Origin of the sequence: Streptomyces eurocidicus (genome assembly GCF_002891295.1) — a bacterium.
Lineage (GTDB): Bacteria > Actinomycetota > Actinomycetes > Streptomycetales > Streptomycetaceae > Streptomyces > Streptomyces eurocidicus.
Genome location: NZ_LGUI01000013.1, coordinates 1 through 25119 on the forward strand (window position 1 = coordinate 1; position 25119 = coordinate 25119).

The 25119-nt window shown below is 74.9% G+C and carries 17 protein-coding genes and 1 pseudogene; 10 read left to right on the plus strand and 8 right to left on the minus strand.

The window, feature by feature from the left end:
• Positions 1-528 precede the first annotated feature (528 nt).
• Positions 529-978 carry a PTS sugar transporter subunit IIA gene (locus tag AF335_RS30750; protein ID WP_102921715.1) on the plus strand — a complete coding sequence of 150 codons (450 nt, stop codon included), beginning with the start codon at positions 529-531 and terminating at the stop codon, positions 976-978.
• A gap of 104 nt (positions 979-1082) precedes the next feature.
• Positions 1083-2753 (plus strand): phosphoenolpyruvate--protein phosphotransferase, encoded by a 1671-nt coding sequence (ptsP, locus tag AF335_RS30755; protein WP_102921716.1) that lies wholly within the window; start codon positions 1083-1085, stop codon positions 2751-2753.
• Positions 2754-2832: 79 nt separating this feature from the next.
• Here ptsP and AF335_RS30760 read toward each other — a convergent pair whose 3' ends face one another.
• Positions 2833-3786, minus strand: a complete 954-nt coding sequence (locus AF335_RS30760; protein WP_102921717.1) for a hypothetical protein — start codon at positions 3784-3786, stop codon at positions 2833-2835.
• Positions 3787-3809: 23 nt separating this feature from the next.
• Positions 3810-5090, minus strand: a complete 1281-nt coding sequence (locus AF335_RS30765; protein ID WP_228773366.1) for an MFS transporter — start codon at positions 5088-5090, stop codon at positions 3810-3812.
• Positions 5091-5137: 47 nt separating this feature from the next.
• Here AF335_RS30765 and AF335_RS30770 point away from each other — a divergent pair, with 47 nt between their 5' ends.
• Positions 5138-6457, plus strand: coding sequence for an aminotransferase class I/II-fold pyridoxal phosphate-dependent enzyme (locus AF335_RS30770; protein ID WP_102921718.1), 1320 nt, complete (start codon positions 5138-5140; stop codon positions 6455-6457).
• A gap of 14 nt (positions 6458-6471) precedes the next feature.
• Here the strand turns inward: AF335_RS30770 and AF335_RS30775 are convergent, their stop codons facing one another.
• Positions 6472-8478 (minus strand): acetoacetate--CoA ligase, encoded by a 2007-nt coding sequence (locus AF335_RS30775; protein WP_102921719.1) that lies wholly within the window; start codon positions 8476-8478, stop codon positions 6472-6474.
• Between the two features lie 205 nt (positions 8479-8683).
• Here AF335_RS30775 and AF335_RS30780 point away from each other — a divergent pair, with 205 nt between their 5' ends.
• The 3 genes from AF335_RS30780 (at position 8684) to glpK (ending at position 13513) form a co-directional block, all read left to right on the plus strand.
• Entirely contained in the window at positions 8684-11062 is a 2379-nt protein-coding gene (locus AF335_RS30780) for a glycoside hydrolase family 31 protein (protein ID WP_102921720.1), read from the plus strand.
• A gap of 65 nt (positions 11063-11127) precedes the next feature.
• A complete protein-coding gene (locus AF335_RS30785; RefSeq protein ID WP_102921721.1) occupies positions 11128-11916 on the plus strand; it encodes a M15 family metallopeptidase in 789 nt (262 codons plus the stop codon).
• Positions 11917-12010: 94 nt separating this feature from the next.
• On the plus strand, positions 12011-13513 hold the full coding sequence (gene glpK, locus AF335_RS30790; protein WP_102921722.1) for a glycerol kinase GlpK: 1503 nt from the start codon (positions 12011-12013) through the stop codon (positions 13511-13513).
• 115 nt (positions 13514-13628) lie between these two features.
• On the opposite strand, the gene AF335_RS30795 is transcribed toward glpK, so the two are convergent.
• The 4 genes from AF335_RS30795 to AF335_RS30810 form a co-directional block, all read right to left on the minus strand.
• Entirely contained in the window at positions 13629-14228 is a 600-nt protein-coding gene (locus tag AF335_RS30795) for a GTP-binding protein (protein ID WP_244927210.1), read from the minus strand.
• A 160-nt stretch (positions 14229-14388) separates the two neighbouring features.
• Positions 14389-14883, minus strand: a complete 495-nt coding sequence (locus tag AF335_RS30800) for a DUF742 domain-containing protein (RefSeq protein WP_102921918.1) — start codon at positions 14881-14883, stop codon at positions 14389-14391.
• Between the two features lie 8 nt (positions 14884-14891).
• The gene (locus AF335_RS30805) at positions 14892-15359 is read right to left on the minus strand and encodes a roadblock/LC7 domain-containing protein (protein ID WP_102921723.1); all 468 of its coding nucleotides are present in this window, start codon (positions 15357-15359) and stop codon (positions 14892-14894) included.
• A complete protein-coding gene (locus AF335_RS30810; RefSeq protein ID WP_102921724.1) occupies positions 15356-17875 on the minus strand; it encodes a sensor histidine kinase in 2520 nt (839 codons plus the stop codon). Before AF335_RS30810 ends, AF335_RS30805 begins: the two co-directional genes overlap by 4 nt.
• 239 nt (positions 17876-18114) lie before the next feature.
• Here AF335_RS30810 and AF335_RS30815 point away from each other — a divergent pair.
• The 4 genes and pseudogenes from AF335_RS30815 to AF335_RS30830 form a co-directional block, all read left to right on the plus strand.
• Positions 18115-18465, plus strand: a pseudogene (locus AF335_RS30815) (hypothetical protein); the annotation flags it as partial.
• A gap of 95 nt (positions 18466-18560) precedes the next feature.
• Positions 18561-18878 carry a hypothetical protein gene (locus AF335_RS30820; RefSeq protein ID WP_102921725.1) on the plus strand — a complete coding sequence of 106 codons (318 nt, stop codon included), beginning with the start codon at positions 18561-18563 and terminating at the stop codon, positions 18876-18878.
• The gene (locus AF335_RS30825) at positions 18875-19702 is read left to right on the plus strand and encodes an L-histidine N(alpha)-methyltransferase (protein ID WP_102921726.1); all 828 of its coding nucleotides are present in this window, start codon (positions 18875-18877) and stop codon (positions 19700-19702) included. Before AF335_RS30820 ends, AF335_RS30825 begins: the two co-directional genes overlap by 4 nt.
• A 15-nt stretch (positions 19703-19717) precedes the next feature.
• A complete protein-coding gene (locus tag AF335_RS30830) occupies positions 19718-20383 on the plus strand; it encodes a hypothetical protein (RefSeq protein ID WP_102921727.1) in 666 nt (221 codons plus the stop codon).
• Between the two features lie 7 nt (positions 20384-20390).
• Here the strand turns inward: AF335_RS30830 and AF335_RS30835 are convergent, their stop codons facing one another.
• Entirely contained in the window at positions 20391-25094 is a 4704-nt protein-coding gene (locus AF335_RS30835; RefSeq protein WP_102921728.1) for a coiled-coil domain-containing protein, read from the minus strand.
• Positions 25095-25119: the final 25 nt, after the last annotated feature.

The following is a 25119-nucleotide window of genomic DNA, read 5'->3' on the forward strand; positions in this document are numbered from 1 at the left end:
ACGCTGTTGAGTTCTCAAGGAACGGACGCTTCCTTTGTACTCACCCTCTCGGGCTTTCCTCCGGGCGCTTCCCTTCGGTATTTCGTGTTCCGACTCTATCAGATCCTTTTCCGTGCCGTTCCCGGCTGGAATTTTGTTTCCGATCCCCTGTCGGCGGGGTGTTCACTACTTTAGCGGCTTTTCCTGTCGGCTCCTAATCGAGCCGATCGGCATCGTATTTCGGCATGCCGAAATACGACCCCGTCAGGGGCTACCTCTTCAGTAGTGAGTGTGCCGCCCGCGCCTCGCCAGCAGCAGTTGCTGCGGGCACCGATCGTGGGCAGGGATCCGACACTACAGCCCCCGGCAGGGCGAGGCAAATCGATTAAGCACCCCTCCCGCCGTCCGCCGAGGGCTCCGGGAGCTCCACCGGGTGGCCCTCGCGCGTGCGGAATCCTCAGTTCCTATGACATACGCTTCTGGCCAGTGCGCCGTCCAGGACAGGCAGTGACGGCGCGTGATGAATCTTCACCCTCTGGGAGGCTTCCCATGACCACCGTGTCGTCCCCGCTCGCCGGACGTGCCATCGGACTCGCGGCAGTGCCCGACCCGGTCTTCTCCGGCGCGATGGTGGGCCCCGGTACCGCCATCGACCCCGTGCGCGAGCCGCACGCGGCGGTCTCGCCCGTCGACGGTGTCATCGTCTCGCTGCACCCCCACGCCTTCGTCGTCGTCGACGGTGAAGGCCACGGTGTACTGACGCACCTCGGCATCGACACCGTCCAGCTCAACGGCGAGGGCTTCGAGCTGCTCGTCAACAAGGGCGACACCGTCACGCGCGGCCAGGACGTCGTGCGCTGGAACCCGGCCGCCGTCGAGGCCGCCGGCAAGTCGCCGATCTGCCCGGTCGTCGCACTGGAGGCCACCGCCGACTCGCTCGGTGACGTCCTCGAGGCCGACGACGTCAAGGCCGGGGACGCGCTCTTCAGCTGGCGGTAGGCCGCACACCCCCCACCCGCCATGACAGGAAGCGCGGGGCGGGGCGGAACGTATGACATTCCATCGCGGCGGCCGGGTCCGCCGCTTCAACGGAGACGGGTGAAATGGAGACAACGCTGCGAGGCGTCGGCGTGAGCCACGGTGTGGCGATCGGCGAGGTGCGGCACATGGGCACGGCGGTTCTGGAGCCGCCGGCCAAGCAGATTCCGGCCGACGAGGCGCCGCGTGAACAGGGACGCGCCCGCCAGGCCGTGGAAGCTGTGGCCGCGGACCTCATCGCGCGCGGCAACCTGGCCGGTGGCGAGGCCCAGCACGTGCTCGAGGCCCAGGCCATGATGGCGCAGGACCCGGAGCTCATGGCCGACGTCGAACGGCGCATCACCGTCGGCAGCACCGCCGAGCGCGCGGTGTACGACGCGTTCGCCGCCTACCGCGCGCTGCTGGCCAACGCCGGCGAGTACCTGGCCGGCCGGGTGGCCGACCTGGACGACGTGCGGAACCGTATCGTCGCGCGCCTGCTGGGCGTGCCGATGCCGGGCGTGCCGGACAGTGACGAGCCGTACGTGCTGATCGCGCGGGACCTGGCGCCCGCCGACACCGCGCTGCTCGACCCGACGCTGGTGCTCGGCTTCGTGACCGAGGAGGGCGGGCCGACCAGCCACAGCGCCATCCTCGCCCGCGCGCTCGGGGTGCCCGCCGTCGTAGCCCTGCCCGGTGCCGGTGAGCTGGCCGAGGGCACGGTCGTGGCCGTCGACGGCAGCACGGGCGACATCTTCGTCGACCCGAGCGCCGAGAAGCGCGCCGAGCTGACGAAGGCCGCCGAGGCGCGCAAGGCCGCGCTCGCCGCGTCGTCCGGTCCGGGCGCGACGTCCGACGGGCACAAGGTGCCGCTGCTCGCCAACGTCGGTGGCCCGGCGGACGTGCCGGCCGCGGTCGAGGCGGGCGCCGAGGGCGTCGGTCTGTTCCGTACCGAGTTCCTCTTCCTCGACGACAGCCAGAAGGCGCCGTCGGAGGCCAAGCAGATCGACGCCTACCGCAAGGTCCTGGAGGCGTTCCCCGAGGGCCGTGTGGTCGTGCGCGTGCTGGACGCGGGCGCGGACAAGCCGCTCGACTTCCTGACGCCCGCCGACGAGCCGAACCCGGCGCTCGGCGTGCGTGGTCTGCGCACCCTGCTGGACCACCCGGACGTGCTGCGCACGCAGCTCGTCGCGCTGGCCAAGGCCGCCGAGGGGCTGCCGGTCTACCTCGAGGTCATGGCCCCGATGGTGGCGGACCGCACGGACGCCAAGGCGTTCGCGGACGCGTGCCGCGAGGCCGGGCTCCAGGCCAAGTTCGGCGCGATGGTGGAGATCCCCTCCGCCGCGCTGCGGGCCCGCTCGATCCTGCAGGAGGTCGAGTTCCTCTCGCTGGGCACCAACGACCTGGCGCAGTACACCTTCGCGGCCGACCGTCAGGTCGGTGCGGTGTCCCGGCTCCAGGACCCGTGGCAGCCGGCCCTGCTCGACCTGGTCGCCGCTTCCGCCGAGGCCGCCAAGGCCGAGGGCAAGAGCTGCGGCGTCTGCGGTGAGGCCGCTGCGGACCCGCTGCTGGCCTGTGTGCTGACCGGACTGGGCGTCACCAGCCTTTCCATGGGTGCCGCGTCGATCCCGTACGTGCGCGCGACGCTGGCCAAGCACACGCTCGCCCAGTGCGAGCGCGCCGCCGCGGCGGCGCGTGCCACGGACACGGCCGAAGAGGCCCGTCTGGCCGCGCAGGCGGTGCTGTCCGGCGAGTGAGCCGGTGGGTCGCGTCGGCATGACGTGACCGGATGACGTGAGGGGTGCCCCGCCGGAAGGCGGGGCACCTTTCGCGTTCTCAGCCCTTCCCGCCGCCTTCCGCTTCCCCTTCCGTTTCTTCTTCCGCTTCCTCTTCGTTCTCGGCGAGTGCCAGACCGCCCCGGTAGTCGACCCCCGGCTCCGGAGGTACGGGCTCGCCGGTGTGGGCGTCGGTGCAGTAGGCGGCGAAGACCTCCGCCTCGGTCAGGGGCCGCAGCCATCCGTCGCGCAGGTTCCACCCGCGGACGGTGTCGCGGCGGCCCGGCAGTGTGGTGCGCAGGACGACGCCGCCGGGGCGGTCCGCCGCGATGCCTGCCGCCAGCACCGTGCAGAAGACCAGGGCCGCGGCCTCCCCCAGGTGCAGCAGGCCGTCGTCGCGGTGCTCGGCGTGCAACACCGCCACGAGCGGGACGTCGCCCTCGGCCGAGACGCTGCACACCAGGTGGTGGCTGCCGGCTCCCACCGCCCGGACGAGGCGGCGCAGTGCCCGGGTGGCACGGGCGAAGGCTGCCCGGCCGATGTCCTCGCCGCAGGAGGCGCAGTCGCCGGCGGTGAGGAGGGAGGAGGCGTACTCCCAGGTGGCCTGCTGTTCCGCCGCGTCGATGAGCTGGGGCAGCAGCCTGCCCATCGGCTGGCCCTCGTATGTGACCTTGGTGCCCGCCGCGGCGATCTCCGCGGTGTAACGCGTGCGGCTGGCGGGGCTGTCCGGGTCGAGGCGGGAGTCCGCGCAGAACTCCTCGTAGCCCACGGGGTCGAAGAGGGCGACGCTCGTGTGCGTGCCCTGTCCGGCGAGGGTCCGCAGCAGCCCCTCCATCTGCCGCAGGTAGGTGGCGTGGTCGTCGAAGACGAAGGAGGCGTATCTCCTCATGGCGGTGAAGTCCGCCTCGTCCGCCAGCACGGCCACGGTGCTGGGCACTTCGCGGCGCAGTGCCCTCCGTGCCGTCGTCCGCCGGTGGTGCCGGTCGTGTCGGTCGCCGCTGTTCCAGTGCGCCATGTCTCCCCCATCAGCGCGGTCGGTCAGTGCTCACTCACCGTAACCGAGGGCACTGACAACGCCCTGCCGTCGCGGTCCCGCACCAGGCGGCGCTGGGCGCAGCACATCGCGGCGAGTCCGGCGCCGAACGCGACCCAGCCGAGCGATCCGGTGGTGATCGCGGCGGTCACCGCGAGGGGGCCGACGCTGCGCTGGACGGCCTGGCCGAGGCCGTGGACACCGAGGTAGGCGCCCTGGGCCGGGGGCGGGGCGAGGGCCACGGACAGCTCCCAGGAGACGGTGGCGTGCAGCATCTCGGCGACGGTGAACGCGGTGGCGGCGAGGGTGAGGCCGGCCCCGGCGACCCAGGGCGAGTCGGCGGCGGACACGGCGAGGGCGATGCCGCCCGTCAGGAAGGCGGCGGCCAGGGGCAGGAGTGTCGCGCGGGCGGCGCTCGGGGTGGTGCCGAAGCGTGCGAAGGGGACCTGGAAGCAGACCACGAGCACGCTGTTGAGGACGAGGAGGAGCGGGACGAGTTGGTGCGGGGCGGTCGTGGCCGTCACCGCCCACAGCGGCAGGCCGACCCGGAAGACGGAGTCGTCGAGGAAGAGGGCGATCTCGGTGGCGGTGTAGGCGAGATAGCGGCGGTCGCGCCACGGGTTGGGCGCCGGACCGGCCTCGGCGGGCGCGGCCTCGGCGGGCGTCGTGGCCGCGCCGGGGCAGCGGGCCGTCGCGGAAGTGGTGACGACGTGTGCGGGCGACGGGGGTTCGCCGCAGCGCAGGGTGAGGGCGGCGGCGAGGACGAAGGAGAGGGTGTCGCCGATGAGCAGCCCGCGGTACACGGCCGTGCCGGCGCCGGTGAGGGCGCCCGCCGCCGCGAGCCCTCCGACGGCCCAGCCGAGGTTGGCGGCGGTGCGGTTGATCGCCTGGTAGCGGGCGCGCTCGTCGTCGGCGACGCGGGTCGCGTAGAGCTTGGTGAGGACGGAGGAGGCGCGGTCGCCGAGGCTGCCGACGGCGGCGATCACGAGGAGGAGGCGCAGGTCCGTCGTGGTGAGGAGGGAGAGGGAGGCGAGGGCCCGCACGGCCTGGACGGCGGCCAGGAGCGGTCGCAGGGGGACGCGGTCGGCGAGCAGGCCGCCGAGGGGCGGGCCCGCGATGCCGACGGCGCCGGAGGCGCCGAGCAGGATGCCGATCTGGGCGGTGCCGAGCCCGGCGACGTAGGTGAAGTAGAGGACGGCGGTCGCCCCCCAGAGTCCGGAGCCGACCCGGTCGACGAAGCTGATGGCCAGCAGACGGCGTCCGTCCGCTCCCCCCGGTATGCGCATCTGGTTTCCCCTTGACCGACCTATTGTACTGATACATACTCAGATCTGTGGTGACACAATATGAGTTCACTGGTACGAACGCCAAGGGAATTGCCGCGTCCATCGAACGCGGTGTGGCCGAGGGGGCGCTGCCGCCGGGCGGCGCGCTGCCTCCCGTACGGGTGCTGGCCGAGCGGCTGGGGGTGAGCCCGGGCACCGTCGCGGCCACGTACAAGGAGCTGCGCGGGCGGGGCATCGTCCTCACCCGGGGGCGCGGCGGCACGGTGGTCGCCGAGGCTCCCGCGGTGGCCTCCCGACGCCCGCCGAAGGTGCCCCCGGGGCTGCGTGACCTGTCCGGCGGCCATCCCGACCAGGCGTTCCTGCCCACCAGGCTGCCGTCCGCCCGGGCGGCCGCGGGGTCCCGCTCGCACCGGTCGTCGCCACGGCTCGCGCGGCTGGAGGAGCTGGTGCGCGCCTGGTACGAGCGGGACGGCGTGCCGTCGGCGCATGTGACGTTCGCGCACAGCGGGCTCGACTGCATCGCGCGGCTGCTCTCCGTCGAGCTCCGGCCGGGCGACGCGGTGGCGATGGAGGACCCCGGTTACCACCACCTGCTGGACCTCGTGCCCGCGCTGGGGCTGCGGTCCGTGCCGGTGGAGGTGGACGACGAGGGGATCCGGCCGGAGTCGCTGCGGGCCGCGCTACGGGCGGGGGTGCGCGCGGTGATCTGCAGCCCCCGGTCGCAGAACCCGTACGGCGGCGCCTTCTCGGCCCGGCGGCGGGACGCCCTGGTGGCCGTGCTCGCGGAGGCACCGGATGTGCTGGTGATCGAGAACGACCACGCGTCGGAGATCGCGGGAGTGCCGCTGCACAGCGTGGCCGCCGGCGGGCCGGGCCGCTGGGCCCAGGTCCGCACCGTCACCAAGTACCTGGACTCGGATCTGCGGTGGGCGGCGATGGCGTGTGACGCGATCACGCTGGCCCGGCACGACGGGCGGCTCCTGCTGACCTCCGGCTGGGTGAGCCACGCACTCCAGGAGGCGGTGGCCGGGCTGCTGGCGGACCCCGGCGCCCGGGCCCTCGTGGCCCGGGCCCGGGACGCCTACGCGCTGCGCCGGGAGACGCTGCTCAGGGAGCTGGCCGGGCACGGCCTCGCCGCGCACGGCGCCAGCGGGCTGAACATCTGGGTGCCGGTGTGCGACGAGGCCGCCGTCGTCAACGGCCTGCGGTCGTCGGGCTGGTGGGTGGCGGCCGGGGCGCGGTTCCGGACCGGCACCGCGCCCGCGGTGCGGATCACGACGACGGACCTGCTGCCGGAGGAGGCCGTACGCCTGGCGGCGGACTTCGCCGGGATGCTGGGTGAGCGGCAGGCGACGTACGGCGGGTGAGGCGGGGCGGGCGGTCAGCCGCGCGTCCGGCCCAGCTCCTCGTAGAAGCGCAGGAGGCCGGCGTCGTCGACCGAGCCGGGGTTGACGGCCTTCTCCATCGGGGTGCCCTGGAGGAGGCGCTTGACGGGGACCTCGATGCGCTTGCCGGTCAGGGTGTGCGGGATGGCGGGCACCTCGATGACCTCGTCGGGGACATGACGGGGTGAGAGCTGGGCGCGGATGGTGCTCTTGATGCGGTCGAGCAGTGCCTCATCGAGGGTGGCGCCCGGGGCGAGGTGCACGAAGAGGGGCATCCAATAGCCGCCGTCGGGCTCCTCGACGCCGATGACGAGGGACTCACGGATCTCGGGTAGGCGCTCGACGGCCTCGTAGATGTCCGCGGAGCCCATGCGGACGCCCTGGCGGTTGAGGGTGGAGTCGGAGCGGCCGTGGATCACGACGCTGCCACGGGAGGTGAGGGTGATCCAGTCGCCGTGGCGCCAGACGCCGGGGAACATCTCGAAATAGCTGTCGCGGTAGCGGGAGCCGTCGGGGTCGTTCCAGAAGCGGATCGGCATGGACGGCATGGGGCCCGCGACGATCAGCTCGCCGACCTCGTCGACCACGGGCTTGCCCTGGGCGTCCCACGCCTGGAGGTCCGTGCCCAGGCAGGGCGCCTGGAGCTCGCCGATGTGCACGGGCAGTGTGGGCACGGCGCCGGCGAAGCAGCTGCACACGTCGGTGCCGCCGCTGACGGAGGCGATCCACATGTCCTCGGCGACCTCGTCGTGGAGCCAGCGGAAGCCGTCGGGCGGCAGCGGCGAGCCCGTGGTGGCGACGCACTTGACGCGGGAGAGGTCGAAGTCGCGGCCGGGGTGGACCCCGGCCTTGCGGCAGGCCATCACATACGCGGCGGAGGTGCCGTAGAGGGTGGTGCCGGTGCGCTCGGCGACGCGCCACTGGGCGGCGGTGTCGGGGTGGCCGGGGCTGCCGTCGTAGAGGACGACCGTCGAGCCGACCAGGAGGCCGGAGACGAGGAAGTTCCACATCATCCAGCCGGTCGAGGTGTACCAGAAGAAGCGGTCCTCGGGGCCGAGGTCGCAGTGCAGGGCGAGCTGCTTGAGGTGCTCCAGGAGGATGCCGCCCTGGGACTGCACGATGGCCTTGGGCAGACCCGTGGTGCCCGAGGAGTAGAGCACCCAGAGGGGGTGGTCGAAGGGGACCTGCTCGAAGACCGGCTCAGCGCCGGCCGAGGTGAGGGCCTCCCATTCCAGGGTGCCTTCGGGGGCCGGGGTGCCCAGGAGCGGGACGTGCACGACCGCGCGCACGGTCGGCAGGCCCGCGCGCAGCTCGGCCACGGTGCCGGTGCGGTCGTGGGACTTGCCGCCGTAGCGGTATCCGTCGACGGCGAACAGGACGACGGGCTCGACCTGCTGGAAGCGGTCCAGGACGCTGCGGGCGCCGAAGTCGGGGGCGCAGGAGGTCCATACGGCGCCGACGGCGGCGGTGGCGAGCAGGGCGACGACGGCCTGCGGCACATTGGGCAGATAGGCGCTGACGCGGTCGCCGGGGCGGACGCCCAGGCGGCGCAGCTCGGCGGCGAGGGAGCCGACCTGGGCGCGGAGCCCGGCCCAGCTGAGGGGGACCGGCTCATGGGTCTCGTCGACATAGAGCAGGGCCGGGGCGTCGGCGCGGGCGGGGTCCTCGGCGGCGCGCAGGGCGTGCTCGGCGTAATTGACCGTGGCGCCGGGGAACCAGCGGGCGCCGGGCATGCCGGGGTCGGCGAGGACCTGCTCGGCGGGGCTGGAGAAGCGGACGTCGCACCAGGCGGCGACGGCCTGCCAGAAGTCGGGCAGGCGCTCCACGGACCAGCGGTGCAGCGCGGCATAGCTCGCGGCGGGGTCACCGGGGACGGGGGCCGGGGCGCCGTGGCGCTCGGCGGCCCAGGCGTGGAAGCGGGTGACCTGTGCGCGGGCGACGCGGTCCTCGCCGGGGGTCCACAGGGGTTCCGGCTGGGTGGCGGGCGGCGGTGCGGTGGTCATCTGGCTGCTCCCGGCTGTTACGCGTCGTGGGCGTCGCGCCGCGCACCGACGGGTTCGCGCGGGACGCGGCTGAGAGGACGATGCCACGTGATCGACTCCCGCACCAGCCCTGTGGATAACCCTCGGGGGATCCCGGGTTCCCGGCGGGGTGAACGACAGTTGAACGGACCCCGCGCCCCCGGGCGGCGGTGGCAGGCTGATCAGCATGGATGCACGTGATCTGCGGCGGTTAATGGGAACGGTCGGGACGGCGCGGGGGCTGCGGTCCGTGCGGACGGCGTGGCGGCGCAGGTGCGCGGACGCGGCGGGGCTGCCCCGGCAGGGTGCGGAGCGGGCGCGGGTGCCGGGTGCGGCGCTGGGGGCCGACCCGGGCCCGGGCGGCGGGGTGGTGCGCTTCGCCCGGTCGTCGTTGCTGGTGCGGGTGGCGGCGGGCGGCGCGGTGTTCTGCGGCTGGGACGGCGCCGGGCCGGAGCCCTCGTACGCCCTGGGCGGGTCGGTCCCGGAGGTGGACGAGCGCGCGGTGCTGGAGCCGGACAAGGACGGCGGCTGGCGCGTGGTGTCGGAGCGGGTGCTGGTGGTCGTGGGCCGGCACGGCTCCGTGGAGGTGCGCACGCCCGGCGGGGTGCTGCTGCGGCGCGATCTGCCGCCCCGCTGGTGGGAGCCGGTGGCCCCGCCGGCGCCCGGGGATTCCGCCGGCCCGGCCGCGGCGCGGTGGACGCAGCGGTCGGAGGTGCCGCCGGACGCGCGGTTCTTCGGGCTGGGCGGCAGGGCCGCGGGCCCCCGGCTGCGGGAGGGGACGTACCGGCTGTGGAACACCGATCCGGGCGGCGCCTTCGAACCGGAGGACGATCCGCTGTACATCACGATGCCGGTGCAGCTGGTGGTGGCCGACGCGGGCACCCACCTGGCCTTCCACGACAACTCCTGGGACGGCCGGGTGACGCTGCGGGAGGGCGAGGAGGGCGCGGGCTCGGGGCACGACCGGCCGGGCCGCTGCGAACTGCGGATGGACGGCGGGCCGCTGCGCTCCTGGGTGATCGTGGGCACGCCCGCGCGGGTGCTGCACGGCTGGGCGGCGCTGACGGGGGCGGCCGCCCTGCCGCCCGCCTGGGCGCTGGGCCACCACCACGCGCGCTGGGGCTTCGGCAGCGAGGCGGAGGTGCGGCGGGTGGTGGCGGGGTACGTGGAGCGGGGGCTGCCGCTGTCGGCGCTGCACCTGGACATCGACCACTACCGGGGGCACCGCGTCTTCACGGTGGACCGGGAGCGCTTCCCCGATCTGCCGGGGCTGGCGGCCGAGCTGCGGGAGCTCGGGGTGCGGCTGGTGTCCATCGTGGACCCGGCGGTGAAGGCCGAACCGGGGCTGGCGGTGTACGACAGCGGTGCGGAGGCGGGGGCGTTCGTCCGGGACGGCCGGGGCCGGGCGGTGCGGGGCGAGGTGTGGCCCGGCGAGTCGGTGTTCCCGGACTTCACCGATCCGGCGGTGCGCGCCTGGTGGGGCGGGCTGTACGCGGAGCGTCTGGCACAGGGCTTCGCGGGGTTCTGGCACGACATGAACGAGCCGGTGTCGTTCGTGGCGTTCGGCGAACCGACGCTCCCCCGGTCGGCCCGGCACGCCCTGGAGGGCCGGGGCGGTGACCACCGGGAGGCGCACAACGTCTACGCGCTGGCGATGGCGCGCGCCGGGTTCGAGGGGCTGCGCGCCCTGCGGCCGGGGGAGCGGCCCTTCCTGTTCTCCCGGTCGGGATGGGCGGGCATGCAGCGCTACGGCGGCACGTGGTCGGGCGACGTGGCCACCGGGTGGCCGGGGCTGCGGGCGTCGCTGGCGCTGGTGCTCGGCCTCGGGCTGTGCGGGGTGCCGTATTCCGGTCCGGACGTCGGCGGGTTCACGGGGTCGCCGTCGCCCGAGCTGTATCTGCGCTGGTTCCAGCTGGGCGCGTACCTTCCGCTGTTCCGTACGCACGCGGCGTACTTCGCGGGGCGCCGGGAGCCGTGGGAGTTCGGCGCGGAGGTCCTGGAGCACGCGGGGGCCGCGCTGTGGGAGCGGGAGCGGCTGCTGCCGTACTTCGTGACGCTCTCGCACCTCGCGCGGCGCACGGGCGCGCCGTACGTCCGGCCGGTGTGGTGGCGGTCGCCCGAGGACAGGGCGCTGCGGGACTGCGAGGACGCGTTCCTGCTGGGTGACTCGCTGCTGGTGGCACCGGTGCTGGAGCAGGGCACGGACCGGCGCGCGGTGCGGCTGCCGCGCGGGCGGTGGTACGACACGGCGACGGGCCGGGCGCACGAAGGCCCGGGGCAGGTGCTGCTGGACGCTCCGCTGTCGCGGATCCCGGTGCTGGCGAGGGCGGGTTCGGTGGTGCCGGTGAAGGGTGCCGACGGGCGGGTGGAGCTGGAGGTGTGGGCGCCGGCCGCCGGGCGGACGGGGGGCGGGGTGCTGATCCCGGACGGGGGCGAGGGCTGGGAGTCGGCGGAGGTGGTCCGGTTCACGACGCGGCTGCGGGACGGGGTGGTGACGGTGGAACAGGAAGGTGCGCGGGAGGTCGGATATCCCGTGCGGGTCCGTGGTGGCGAGGGCGCCTCGTGAGACGGGTGGGGGTGGCGGGGGCCGCGCTCTTCCGTAGCGGCCGCCCGGCTGGTATCTGGATGCCCATGTCCAGACTCTCCGCAGTCCTGCGCACCCTCGCCCTCCCGCTGACCGCGCTCCTCGCCGTTTCCGCCGCACCCGCCCCCGCCGCGCACGCGGAGCCGGAGCCGCGCCCTCCGAAGGAGTTCGTCGCCCTCTCGGACGTCGATCCGACGATCCTCCAGGAGATGCGCTACTTCACCCGGCACAACTTCACCGGCCACCGGGTCGACGGCTACCGCCGTCCGGTGTGCCTGCTGACCCGTCCGGCCGCCGAGGCGCTGCACAGGGCGCAGCGCGTCCTTCTCCGTAAGGGCTACACCCTCAAGGTCTACGACTGCTACCGGCCGCAGCGCGCGGTGAACGACTTCGTCGCGTGGGCGAAGGACCTCGGCGACGAGCGGATGAAGGCGGAGTTCTATCCGCAGGTCGACAAGTCGCGGCTGTTCCTGGACGGCTATATCGCCGAGAAGTCCGGGCACAGCAGGGGCAGCACCATGGACGTCACCCTGGTGCGGCTGCCGGCGCGGCCGACCCGCCCGTACGTCCCCGGGGAGCCGCTGGTGCCCTGCTACGCGCCGAAGGGCGTGCGCTTCCCCGACAACTCCGTCGACATGGGGACGGGGTACGACTGCTTCGACACGCTGTCGCACACGCTCGACCCGCGGATCGACGGGCGGCGGCGGGCGAACCGGCTGCTGCTGAAGTCGACCCTGGAGGGCGCGGGTTTCGTCAACCTGAAGGAGGAGTGGTGGCACTACACCCTTCGCGACGAGCCGTTCCGTGACACCTACTTCGACTTCCCCGTGCGCTGAGGCGCACCGGCGCGACCGGCCTTGACGGCCCCCGGGGGCGGCAGAACACTGCCCGGTGCCCCCCGTAGCAGCCGTTCCGAGGTCAGGAGACGCCATGACGGGCTCGTACGTCGCCGCGATCGACCAGGGCACCACCTCCAGCCGCTGCATCGTCTTCGACCGGCACGGCGCGGTCGCCGGGGTGGACCGGCGGGAGCACCGGCAGATTTTTCCCAAGCCGGGCTGGGTGGAGCACGACGCCGCCGAGATCTGGGCGAAGGTACGGGCCGTGGTGGCGGGCGCGCTCGCGGCGGCGGGGGTCCGGGCCGACGAGCTGAGCGCGCTCGGCATCACCAACCAGCGGGAGACGGCGGTCCTGTGGGACCGCGCCACGGGCAAGCCGGTGCACAACGCCGTCGTCTGGCAGGACACCCGGACCGACGCGCTCTGCCGCGAGCTGGGCGGGACGGACGGGCCGGACCGCTTCCGGGCGACGACGGGGCTGCCGCTGGCGAGCTACTTCACCGGCCCGAAGGTGACCTGGCTGCTGGAGCACGTGCCGGGGCTGCGCCGGCGGGCCGAGCAGGGTGAGATCGCGTTCGGCACCGTCGACTCCTGGCTGATCTGGAACCTCACGGGCGGCCCGGACGGCGGGGTGCACGTGACGGACGTGACCAACGCCGCGCGCACCCTGCTGATGGACCTGGAGACCCTCCAGTGGGACCCGGCCGCCTTACGGGCGATGGACATCCCGGAGGCCATCCTTCCGGAGATACGTTCCTCCGCCGAGGTGTACGGGACGGCGGTGGGCCCGCTCGCCGGGGTGCCCGTGGCGGCCGCGCTCGGCGACCAGCAGGCGGCGGTCTTCGGGCAGACCTGCTACCGGCCGGGCGAGGCCAAGAACACGTACGGCACCGGCAGTTTCCTGCTCCTGAACACCGGCGGCAGGCCGGTGCCGTCCAAGCACGGGCTGCTGACGACGGTCGGCTACCGGCTGGGCGGCGAGCCGCCGGTGTACTGCCTGGAGGGGTCGATCGCGGTCACCGGCGCTCTGGTGCAGTGGTTCCGCGACCAGCTCGGACTCATCCGTTCCGCCGCGGAGATCGAGCCGCTGGCGGCGAGCGTGCCGGACAACGGCGGCGCCTATGTGGTCCCCGCGTTCTCCGGGCTGTACGCCCCGTACTGGCGCTCCGACGCGCGCGGTGTCATCGCCGGGCTGACGGGTTACGTCACCAAGGCGCATCTGGCACGGGCGGTGCTGGAGGCGACGAGCTGGCAGACGCGCGAGGTGGTGGACGCGATGTACCAGGACTCGGCGGTGCGGCTCACCTCGCTCAAGGTGGACGGCGGGATGACCGCCAACGGCCTGCTGATGCAGCACCAGGCCGATGTGCTGGACGTGCCGGTGATCCGCCCGGTGGTGGCGGAGACGACGTGCCTGGGCGCGGCGTACGCGGCGGGGCTGGCGACCGGGGTGTGGCGGGACCTGGACGAGCTGCGGGGGCAGTGGCGGCGGGACGCGGAGTGGACGCCGCGGATGGGGGCGGCGGAGAGGGCCGCGGGGTACGGGCGGTGGCGGCGGGCGGTGGAGCGGAGTTTCGGGTGGGTGGAGGGGTGACGCGGGGCGGTGCCGCTGCGCGGGGCCTTGTCCCCTACCCGCCCCTTCCCCGCTCCCGGGGCTCCGCCCCGGACCCCGGTCCTCAAACTCCCCCGGCTACCGCTGGGAGGTGCCCTCAGACAGGCTGAAAATCAGCCCGCGCGGCTATCGCGTGTTCCACCACCGAGACCAGGACCCGCTTGACGGACTCCCGGTCGCGCGCGTCGCACAGGACGACCGGCACCCCGGCGTCCAGGTCGAGGGCGTCGCGGACGTCCTCCTCGGGATAGCGGTCGGCGCCGTCGAAGCAGTTCACGGCGAGGGTGAAGGCGATGCCGCGGCGCTCGAAGTAGTCCACGGCAGCGAAGCAGTCGGCCAGCCGCCGGGTGTCGGCGAGGACGACCGCGCCGAGGGCACCCCGGGCGAGTTCGTCCCACAGGAACCAGAAGCGGTCCTGGCCGGGGGTGCCGAAGAGGTAGAGGACGAGGTCGTCCCGGAGGGTGATGCGGCCGAAGTCCATGGCGACGGTGGTGGTGCGCTTGGCCTCGACGCCCGAGGTGTCGTCGACGGGGCGACCCGCCTCGGTGAGGAGCTCCTCGGTGCGCAGTGGCCTGATCTCGCTCACCGCGCCGACCAGGGTGGTCTTGCCGACGCCGAAGCCCCCGGCCACCAGGAGTTTGAGCGCCAGCGGCTCGACCGCGGCCCGTCCGCGTCCATGGCCCGCACGTCCGAACACCGTGGTGGCCCTCCTTCCGCTTCCGGCGGGCCGGCGCAGCGCCGTCGCCCGCGGTGGTGATCGTTCCGTAAAGACCATGGCCACGACAAGCCCTTCGGGGTGCCCCGTGCCACGCGGCCGGAGGGGACCGGGTGGCACGGGGCGGGACGGGCCCGGCGGCTCAGAGCGCCCGCAGTCCGTCGATCACCTCGCGCAGAATGCTTTCGTCGGGCAGTTCCGCCGGGGGCACCGGGCGGGAGACCCGCACCAGCCCGGCGGACAGCAGGTCCCCGACGAGGACGCGCACCACACCGACCGGGAGGTCCAGGCCGGCGGCCAGTTCGGCGATGGACAGGTGCTCGTCGCGGGTGAGGTCGACGATGTCGAGGTGCTCCGGGGACAGCGCCCGGTCGGCGACGGCGTGCGCGTCACCGGCCCGGCCCGTGAACCCTTCGTCGGCGATGACGACCGCGATCAGGTCGAGGGCGCCCTCGGCCGCGCTGCGGGTGCGGCCGCGGGTCATCGCGTACGGGCGGACGACCGGGCCGGCCGCGTCGTCGTACCAACGCGCCCCGGCCCCGCCCTCCCCCGGCTCGCCCTCGTCCGGGCCGGGGCGCCCCGGCCCGGCGGGCCGCGAGCCCGGGGGCGGGACGGGCCCGGCGCCGTCTCCGGTCATGCCGGCCGTCACCCGTCGGCGGCCACGCCGGTCCGCGGAGCGGTGGCCAGGTGCGCGCCCACCCTCTTGACGAGCAGCGTCATCTCGTAGGCGATCAGCCCGATGTCGGAATCGGCGTCCGCGAGCACGGCCAGGCAGCTGCCGTCACCGGCGGCGGTGACGAACAGGAACGCCTCGTCCAGCTCCACGACGGTCTGGCGGACCTCGCCGGCGTCGAAGTGGCGCCCCACGCCCTTGGCGAGGCTGTGGAAGCCGGAGGCGACGGCGGCCAGGTGTTCGCCGTCCTCCCGGGAGAGGTCCTTCGAGGTGCCCTTCGGCAGTCCGTCACCGGAGAGGACGAGTGCCTTACGGATGCTGCCGACGCGCTCGACGAGTTCGTCGAGGAGCCAGTTGAGCTCGCCCGTGGGCCCCTTCTCGCCCGCTTCGGTCCCGGCGCGTGTGACGACGGTGCGTATCGCGGCCTTCGGTGCGGTCATTGACCGTCCCCCTCAGATGTCGTTCCTGGTGCTGTACTTCTCGGTGGTCTTCTCGGTACCGCGCGGCGGGCGTCGTCGCCCCCCGGGGCGCGCGCCGCGTCCGACACGGCGTCAGGCGGCGCGGCCTCATTCTCCTCCCGGCCGCGCTGCCAGCCGCGCTGGAGGGAGGCCATCCTGGCCCGCACCTCGTCGGCGTCGCGCTCGGGGTCCGGGCCGGCGTCCGGCCGGGCGGAGCGGCCGGGCGCGGGCCCGGCCGGGTCCTTCAACTGCGGTGCCAGGCTCGCCTGCCGTACGCGCCGGGGCAGCCCGCCCGTCGGCGTGCGCTCCTCCCCCGCGTCCTCGGCGTCGCCGGGCCGCTCGTGGGTGCCGACCCGGCGCCCTCCGTCGGAGACGAGGACGGGGGGCCGGCGGCGCGGCAGGGGCAGCGGGCCGTCGCCCGCCTGGTGGTGCTCCGGAGCGCCGTCCCCGTCCGGCCGGTGGTCGAACGGGCAGGGCTCCGGCTCCCGGGCGGGGAGGCGGACGGGGTCCAGGAGCGCCGACAGCGGGGAGGGCGGCCCGGGGCGCGCGGGCAGGGGCTGCTGGCCGGTGTCCTCGTCCGGGGCGGCCGGCGACGGGTGCCCGGCGGTGCGGCCTTCGGTGAGCAGCGCCGCCGGGATGAGGACGACGGCGGTGGTGCCGCCGTACGGGGAGGGCTGGAGGGAGACGCGCACGCCGTGGCGCTGGGCGAGCCGGCTGACGACGAAGAGCCCCAGCCGGTCGGTGTCGGAGAGCTCGAACTCCGGGGTCTCGGCGAGCCGGAGGTTGGCCTCCAGCAGGGCGTCGGGCTTCATCCCGAGGCCGCGGTCGTGGATCTCCAGGGTGAAGCCGTTGGGCACCCGCTCGCCGGCGACCTGGACGCCGGTGTGCGGCGGGGAGAAGACGGTGGCGTTCTCCAGGAGTTCGGCGAGGAGGTGGGTGAGGTCGCCCACGGCGGGGCCGAGCACGGCCAGCCGGGGCAGCCGGCGCACCTCGATCCGTTCGTACGCCTCGACCTCGGCGACGGCGCCGCGGACGACGTCCATGAGGCGGATCGGCTTGCGCCACTGGCGGGCGGGCGCGGCGCCGGAGAGGATCACGAGCCCCTCGGCGTGGCGGCGCATCCGGGTGGTGAGGTGGTCGAGGCGGAAGAGGTCGGCGAGCTCGTCGGTGTCCTCGGTGCGGCGTTCCATGGCGTCGAGGAGGGCGAGCTGGCGGTGCAGGAGGACCTGGCTGCGGCGGGCGAGGTTGACGAAGACGTCGGAGACGCCGCGGCGCATGTCGGCCTGTTTGACGGCGGCTTCGACGGCGGCCCGCTGGAGGGTGTCGAGGGCCTTGCCGACCTGCCCGAGCTCGTCGGCGCCGTGCGGGCGCAGAGGTGCCTCGGCCTCGATGTCGACGCGCTCGCCGGCGGCGAGGCGGCGCATCACCGCGGGCAGCCGGACGCCGGACGCCTCGTGGGCCTCCTTACGGAGCCCGCGCAGGTCGCGGACCAGGCCGCGGCCGACCCGGAAGGAGATGGCGAGCGAGGCGAGGAGGGCGACGAGGCCGAGGACGCCGGCGACGGCGGCCTTGGTGAGCACGCCGACGGCGATGGGCTCGACGCGGTCGGCGTAGCGGCCGCCGGCCTCGGAGCCGAGCCGGGCGAGGTCGTCGAGGACCGGCCCGGCGACGGCCTGCCAGCGCCGGGGGTCGACGGTCTGCGGGGTCCGGCCGGGCCCGGCGAGGATCACGGCGTCCTCGGTGGCGCGCAGGGCCCGGGCGGTGGGGCCGCGCCAGTAGTCCCCGTAGGCGTTCTGGTCGGTGAGCGGCAGGAGGGTGGTGTTGGTGTCGTGGAGGATCCGGCGTTCGGCGACGCGGTCGGAGACGGCGCGCAGGTCCTGCCGGCTGACGGTGCCCACGGTGAGCGCGGCGGCGAGGAGGGCGTCCTCGCGGGAGAGCGCCTCGCGGGCGCGGGCGATGCCGACGAGGGCGCGGCCCTGCTTGTCCGTCTCGGCGTCCTGGAGGGCGCTGAGGCTGCCGAGGAAGGCGTAGTAGGGCTCGACGAGTTCGCTGTACGCCTGGAAGGCGCCGGGTCGGCCGATGGCGTCGTCGTGGACCTTGCGGCGCAGGCCCTCCAGGTCGTCGAGGCTCTTCTCGACGCGGGCGAAGCGGGTGGCGGAGGCGGCGCTCATATCGTCGCGCACGTCGTCGCGGGACAGGGCGCGGAAGGCGGTCACCATCCGGTCGGTGGCGGCCTGACGGTCATTCAGGACTGCCAGGGCGTCCGAGCGCGGGTCGGCGAGGTAGACCAGAGCCTGGCGGCGCTCCTTCTGCAGGGCGTGGACCATGTCCTCGGCGGGGAAGCCGACCTTGCGCCAGACCTCGGCGACGGAGAGCAGCTGGGCCGCCTCGCGGCCGGTGAGCACGGTGGCGAAGGCCCACAGCCCGGTCAGGGACACCATCGGCACGAGCAGCAGCGCCACGATCTTGCGGCGGATCGACTTGCCGCGAACGCGCATGGCCTCCCCAACGTCAACCCCGGCCCACGGGGGTGGTGTTCCCGACAACAATGCGGCGTGAGCCTACTACTGCGTGGTACGAGTCTCGAAGACCAGTACGACGATCGATCCGCGCTCTTGCCTCCGTATGGCTGGAATTCCCCGTCCGTGGGAACTATCGGAAGGAGCGGCACGCTCATCCAGGAGGGAGCCGGCTTACGGGGAGGCCGGCGCGGGGGACGAGGGGGAGGTGGGCCGAGTTGGACCGGAACCACGGCGCTGTCCCGCCGGGCGTCCCGTCGTACCGGACCCGGTCGCTGTGGGTCGAGGAGCCCGCCCGGCGGCACCGGATGCCGGATCCGGTGCGGTCGGCCGCGGTGCGCGCGGTCCTGATCATCTCGGTGACCCTGGTCCAGGCGATGATCGCGACGCTGTTCGCGTGCGCCGGGTCCTGGCTCGCGCTGCCGGCGCTGCTGAGCACCGTGGCGAGCGTGGTGGCCGCCACCTGGGCGGTGCTGGACGTCTGGGTCACCCGGCAGGTGTGGCGCCAGCGCCACGGGGTGGTCTCGGTGCCCAGCAGCACGGCGCGCGCGGTGCGGCGGGCCCGTCGCCCACGCTTCCCCTGATCCTCGGGTGCCCGGTAGGTTCGAGGGTTGACGGGCGTAGACCGTCGCGCGGGGTTCGGCTGGCGAGGGGGGCGGCGCGGATGGCGGAGCGTGACCAGGCGGTGCAGCGCATTCCGGAGATCCTCCGGGACACCGGCTGGACGGTGGTCCTGGTCGGTGAGGAGCAGTCGGGCAAGCTCGCCCAGGTGACCGCCGGCCTGCGCCGGGGGCCGGACCCCTCGGGCTCCGGCAAGCGCATCACCTCCGGATTCTCCTACTGGGGCCTGGAGTCGACGGTGGCGTGGGCCCACGCGTGCAACGACCTGTACTACCCCGTGATGCGGGAGAGCATCGGCTCCTTCAGCCGCCGGCTGCGCGCCGTGGCGGACCGGCTGCCGGCCGGCCGCTGCACTATGTGAGCCTGGGCCCGGGCACGGGCGAGAAGGACCAGGCGCTGCTGCGCTACCTCGACCGCCAGAACAGGACGGGGTACTACATCCCGGTGGACGTGAGCGCCGAGATGCTGCGGCTCGGGCAGCACGAGGCGCTGGAGCACCTGCACGTGCCGCCCGCCGACGTGCTGCCGGTGCAGCTGGACTTCTCCATGCCCGCCAACCTCGACCGGCTGAGCACGCTGGTCCACCGGGTGGTGGGCGACGAGCCGGTGGTCTATTCGCTGCTGGGCAACACCCTGGCCAACTTCGACAGCGACACCCAGCTGCTGACGCTGCTGGCCGAGAAGCTGCTGCGCCCGCAGGACCGCTTCCTGCTGGAGGTCGCGAGCACGGCCGGGCAGGACGAGCAGGCGGCCCACGCGGCCGCGCAGGAGTACGAGAACAGCCCGCGCTTCCGTGAGTTCGTCACCAGCGCGCTGATGCAGTACACCGACCTCCAGATCGACCTCAACAGCCTCAGCTGCGAGGGGCTGGTGGAAGACGACCGGGCCCTGCTGGTCAGGGTGGTCTACCGCAACCGCACCGGGGGCACCCTGGAGCTGACGCTGCCCGACCGCAGCAGGGTGCCCTTCCCCGACGAGGACACCATCCGCCTCTACCTGAGCCGGAAGTACACCCGGGCGGGCCTGGAGAAGATGCTGAGCGACGCCCGGGTGGCCAAGGCGGGCGAGACCCACGAGGTGGGGCACGCCGCCTACGACCGGCCGGCGTTCGGGCTGGCGCTGCTGCTGCTCCAGGGCGGCGAGGCGCCGGCCGCGGCCACCGGGCCCAACCCGTTCCGCGACTGACGGCCTGTCCGCCCGATGCCGCGCCCGCCGCGGCCCAGGGGCCTCCCGGCGAGGCTCCTGAGCCGGCTCAACCGTCAGTTCTTCGCCGCCGTCACGCTCGCCTGCCTGCTCACCGCGCTCGGCATCTGCGTGTGGTGGGTGACCGTCGCCGACGAAGCGAACGGCCACTTCGAGCCCGCCACCTCCGGGCTCGCCCTCGTCGCGGCCGTCACCGGGGTCTACGCGGAGCGCCGGGCCGCCGCCCGGGAGCGGCGCACCCAGGCGTTGCACGCCCTCGCCGACGAGCTGGTGAAGAACACCGAGCTGCTCGGCACCGGGTTCGCGCCGCTGGACCCGCAGGCGCCCCGGGCGCGGGTGCACCCGCGCCTGGTGCAGTCCGCGACGGACGCCGCCCTGGTCTCCGGGGTGTTCTCCGAGCCGGGCCACGAGGAGCTGGTCACCCTGCTGCACCGGTGGCGGGACGGGGTGCACGACTTCAACCAGCGGCTGGACCTCGTCGAGGTCCGTACGTACATCAGCGAGGTGCCGATCACGGACCTGCTGGACATCGACGAGTCCATGCAGCGCCCGGGCGGCCGGCTCGACGGGCTGCGGCAGCTGCGGGCCGGCCTGGAGGAGCTGCTGCGCGAGCGCTACGCGGAACAGCCGGGCGTCGCCGCCCGGCTGGACCGCCTCGGGTGAGCGGCCGCTACGCCCCGGCCGGTACGGGCGCCTCCGCCGCCGGCCCGTCCGCCGGGCGCTTGAACATCCGGGTCGCCGTGATCTGGCCGTGCACCGGCTCCGCGTCCGGGTCCTGCTCCTGGGGCAGGCCCGGGCGCAGGTGTTCCTCGACGCTGATGTACTTCAGGCCCGCCCGCAGGTCCGCGTCATTGCGCAGCCGGATGACCAGCGGGAACTCCGCGAGGGCCGTGGTGTCGAAGAGGCCGGTGGTGTACAGCAGCTGGACGCCGAGGGCGTCGGCGACGGCCCGCTGGAGCTCCAGCAGGTAGGTGGCGTTCGCGCGGCCGATGGGGTTGTCGAGGAACAAGGTGCCCGCGTGGCGCTGCTTGTCGCGGCCCCGGTCGTTGCTGCGCAGCGCCGCCATGGTGCAGTACAGCGCGATGGCGGCGGTGAGCAGCTGGCCGCCGGAGAACACGTCGCCCATCTGGCGCACCGGGACCCGCTCGGCGCGCAGCACGGCGTCCGGCTTGAGGATCTCGACGGCCACGCCGCGCGGCTGCAGCGCCGCCTGCACACCGCGCAGCAGCAGCGACATGCCGTCGCGGCGCAGGTCGGAGTTCTTCTTGACGGCGGAGCGGGTGGCCTCGTCGATGACCTCGCCGAGGCGCTCGGTGAGGGTGGCCTGGTCCGGGTCCTCGAAGCGGATGCGCAGGAACTCCTGGCCCGACCACTCCCCCAGGCCCTCGGGGAGACGGGAGAGCCGCTGCGCGGAGCGCAGGGTGGTGAGGGAGGACTCGACCAGGCCGCGCAGCCGGTCGACGATGCTGTCGCGGTTGCGCTCCAGCTGCTCCAGCTCGTCGGTGAGCACCCGCAGCCGGGGGGCGAACGCCTCGGCCCAGGCGACGGCGTGCTCCGGCAGGGCGGCGGCGGGCAGTTCGCGGATCTGCTGGCGGGCCGGGGTGCGGACCTGCTCGTAGCGGGTGGAGTTGGCGTGCCGGACGAGGACGTCGCTCGCCTCGCGGACCGCCGTCTCGGCGGCCGACAGCTCGCCGGCGCAGCCGCGCAGGGAGCGGCGGGCCTCGGCGGCCGTCTGCCGGGCCTCCTCCAGCGAGCCGGCGTAGGGCTCGGGCCGCTCGCCGTCCTCCTCCGGGGCGTTGTCGCGGAGCAGGTCGCGCAGGAGGGCCGCGGTGTCGTCGAAGCCGGTGGCCGCGTCCTCGGCGGACCGGTGGGCGCGCAGCAGGTCGGCGTGGGCCCGGCGGGCGGTCTCCAGGGCGTCGTCGCGGGCGGCGAGTTCGGCGGTGGCGGTGCGCAGGAGCTCCTTGGCCCCGTCGGCGTCGGCGGGCGCCATGTCCTCGGGGAGCTCGGTGTGGGCGTCGCCGTCGGTGGGGGCGAGCCGCTCGGCCTCGCCGCGCAGCCGGCCGAGCTGCTCGCTGGCGGTGGAGGCGCGGCTCTCCAGCATCTGGACGAGCGACTCGGCGCGGGCCACGGCCGCCTGGCGGGACGGGCCGTCGGAGCCGTCGGTGCCCTCCAGGAGCTGGGCGGCGCGGACGCGCACCTTGTTGGTGAGGCGGTCGAGCTCGGCGAGGGCCGCGCTCTCGTCGCTCTCGGCCCGGGCCTGCTCGGCGCGGAGGTCGGCGCCCACGCCGACCTTCTCGTAGAGCTGCGAGGCGGCGCGGTACGCCTCGCGCAGGGCGGGCAGGGAGGCGCCCGCCGTCTCCATGCTCTCCGGGGCGGTGACGTCGTCGGGGGCGCCGGCGATCTCGGCGCGCTCGGCGCGCAGCGCGCGGGCCGTGCGGCGGGCGTCGTCGGCGGCGCGCTGGGCGGCCCGGCGGTCCTCGTCGGCGGCGCGGGCGCGGTCCACGCACACGGCGGCGCGCTCCTCGGCCTCCGCGCCCTCCTCGGCGAGCTCCCGGACCCGGGACTGCCAGGAGGCGCGCTCGCGGAGCCGGTAGGCGAGCCCGGCGAGGGCGTCGGCGACCCGGCGGGCGCGGGCGGCGACCTCCTGGCGCTCGTCGCGGACGCGGGCGGCCTCGGCGGCGGTCTCCTCGGCCTCGGCGAGGGCCGTGCGCAGCTCGGCCAGCTCCTCCTGGGCGGTGTCGGCGGCCGTGCGGGCCCGCTCGGCCTCGGCGGCCAGCTCGGCGAGGCGGCCGGCCGGGCAGCCGGCGCGCCAGGACGCGAGCCGGGCGGCGAGCGTCCGGTCGCCGGCCAGGCGTGCCGCTATGGCGCGGATCTCCTCGTCACGCGCGGTGGCGCGGGCCCGCAGGGCCTGCCGCTCGTCGTCGGCGGCGCGCTCATCGTGCATCGCCGGGTTCGGCGGTACGAGGAAGACGCCGGACTCCGCGGAGCCGGCCGCGGGGGCGGGTTCGAGGAGGGCCGCCGCGGTGCCGACGGCGACGGCGGAGCGGGGCAGCAGGGAGGCCGCGCCGAGTACTTCCCGGGCGCGGGCGTGCGAGTCGGCGTCGGTGATGACGACGCCGTCGACGAGCTCGGGGCGGGCGGCGAGGACGTCGGCGTGGGCGGCCGGGTCGACGGCCTGGGCGAGGTAGCGCCAGCCGGGCAGGGCGGGGATGCCGTGCTCGCCGAGGTACTCGACGGCGGCCAGGACGTCGGCGCTGGGCGGCAGCAGGCCGCCGTCGCCGAGGGCGCCGAGGATCCGGGAGTCGTCGGCGGCGGCGGTCTGGAGGTCGAACATCTGCCGCTCGGAGGCGGCGACGCCGCGGTCGAGCATCTCGCGCAGCGCGTCGGCGCCGCGGTCGAGCTCCTCGGCGGTGAGCGGGCCGTCGAGGGTGCGGCGGGCGCCGGGGACGCCGGCGGCGTCGCCACCGGCGGGAGCGGCCGGGGCGTCCGGGCCGGAGCGGGGTCCGGGGACCTGACCGGCGGCCGTCGGCTGGGGCAGGCCCAGGAGTTCGACGAGGCGCTGCTCGGCGCCGATGGACACGGCGGCCCGGTACTCGGCGTCGTGGGCCGCCTCGGCGGCGGTGGCGGCGTCGGCGGCGCGGGCGGCGGAGAGCTCGGTACGGGCCAGGGCGCCGGCGGCCTCCTTGGCGCGCGCCGCGCTCTCGCGGGCGCTCTCGCGGGCCGCCTCGTACGCGGCGACGGCGGGCTTCTCGGCGTCGCTGGCGGCGAGCGCGGCACGGGCCGGGTCGGCGTCGGGCTCGGTGTCGTCGAGCCAGCCGGCGCGGACGGCCTCGGCGGTCTCCTGCTCGACCTCGGCGAGGCGCTGGCGCAGGTGGCCGGCCTCGCTGCGGGCGCGCTGCGCCTCGGTGGCGGCGGCGGTCGCGTCGCGGTGGGCGGCCTCGCCGGCCTCCTGGAGGGCGGCGGAGCGCTCCTCCTCCTCGTTGGCGAGCCGCTCGCCCTCCTCGGCCTTGGTGTTGAGGGCACGGACGAGCGCGGCGGCGGCCGCGGCGCGGGCGGCGAGCGCGGGGGCGGCGTCGCGCTCGGCCTCGCGGATGGCGGCGGCCACCCGGGCGGAGCGGTCGGCGGCGGCGCGGTGCCGGAGCACGGTCTCGGCCGCCTGCCAGGCGGAGTGCAGCGTCCGGGCCTCGATGAGCTCGCGGCGCTGGGCGGCGGCGGCCCGCTCGGCGGCGGTGAGGGCGAGGGAGGCGTGGCGGTAGGCGATCTCGGCGGCGACGAGGGCGCTGCGGCCGCGCCCGGCCTCGGCGTCCGTGACGGCGTGCGCGGCGCCGGCGACCCGCTCGGCGAGCTCCCCGGCCCGGCCGCGCTCCTCGGTGGCGCGGGCGGCGAGCCGGTGGGCGAGGCCGCGGGTGCGGCGCTCGGCCCCGGCGTGCACGCCGCGCGTCCGGTCGCGGGTGACGGCGGCCTCGGCGATGCGGGAGAGCAGGTCGAGGGAGCCGGCGGTGAAGTCCCGCTCGGCGGTGAGCTCGGCGCGGCGGCCGAGCTTGTGGGCGAAGCCGTGGACGAGGTCGGCGAGGCCGTCGGTGTCCCGGGTGTCGGTGACGGCGCGCAGCAGGAGGTCGGTGAAGTCGGAGTCGTTCTTGACGGCGAAGAGGCCGGCGGCCTCGCCCTCGTCGGCGTTCATCTCGCGCTGGTAGCGGAAGAGTTCGGGGTCCAGGCCGAGCTCGCCGAGGTGTTCGTTCCAGCGCTCGTGGATCTCCTCCCACACCACGTCCAGGTTGGGGTACGCCTTGCCCGCCTCGGTGAGGACGTCGCGGAAGCCCTTCATGGTGCGGCGGCGGCCGCGCGCGCCGGAGGCGCCGTCGGCGGCGGGGCGCATCGCGGTGGACTCGGCGACGGGCAGCGAGTCCAGGCTCATGCCGGGGCCGGGGCGGAAGGAGTACCACGCCTCGGCGAACTTGCGCGGGTCGTTGGAGACCTGGCGGCCGCGCCACTCGCTGACCTTGCCGACGACGACGGACTCGCCGGTGAGGACGTGCTGCCACTCCAGGGCGACGTGGCCGCAGTCGTCGGCGAGGAGGAACTTGCGGAGCACGCCGGAGCTGGCGCCGCCCAGGGTGTTGCGGTGGCCGGGCAGCATGACCGAGAAGATCAGCTTGAGGAGGACGGACTTGCCGCCGCCGTTCTCCAGGAAGAGCACGCCCGCGGGCGCGGGGCGGCGCGGCGGGCCGGTGGGCTCGTCCTCGAAGAACTCCGCCTGCGCGGGTGCGGGGGTGGGCACGGGCGCGCCGACCCCTCGCAGGTCGAGCACGGTGTCGGCGTAGCGCGCACCGGCGGGCCCGATGGAGTAGAGGCGGACCCGGGACAGCTCGTACATGGCGGACTCTCGTTGTCGTGACGGG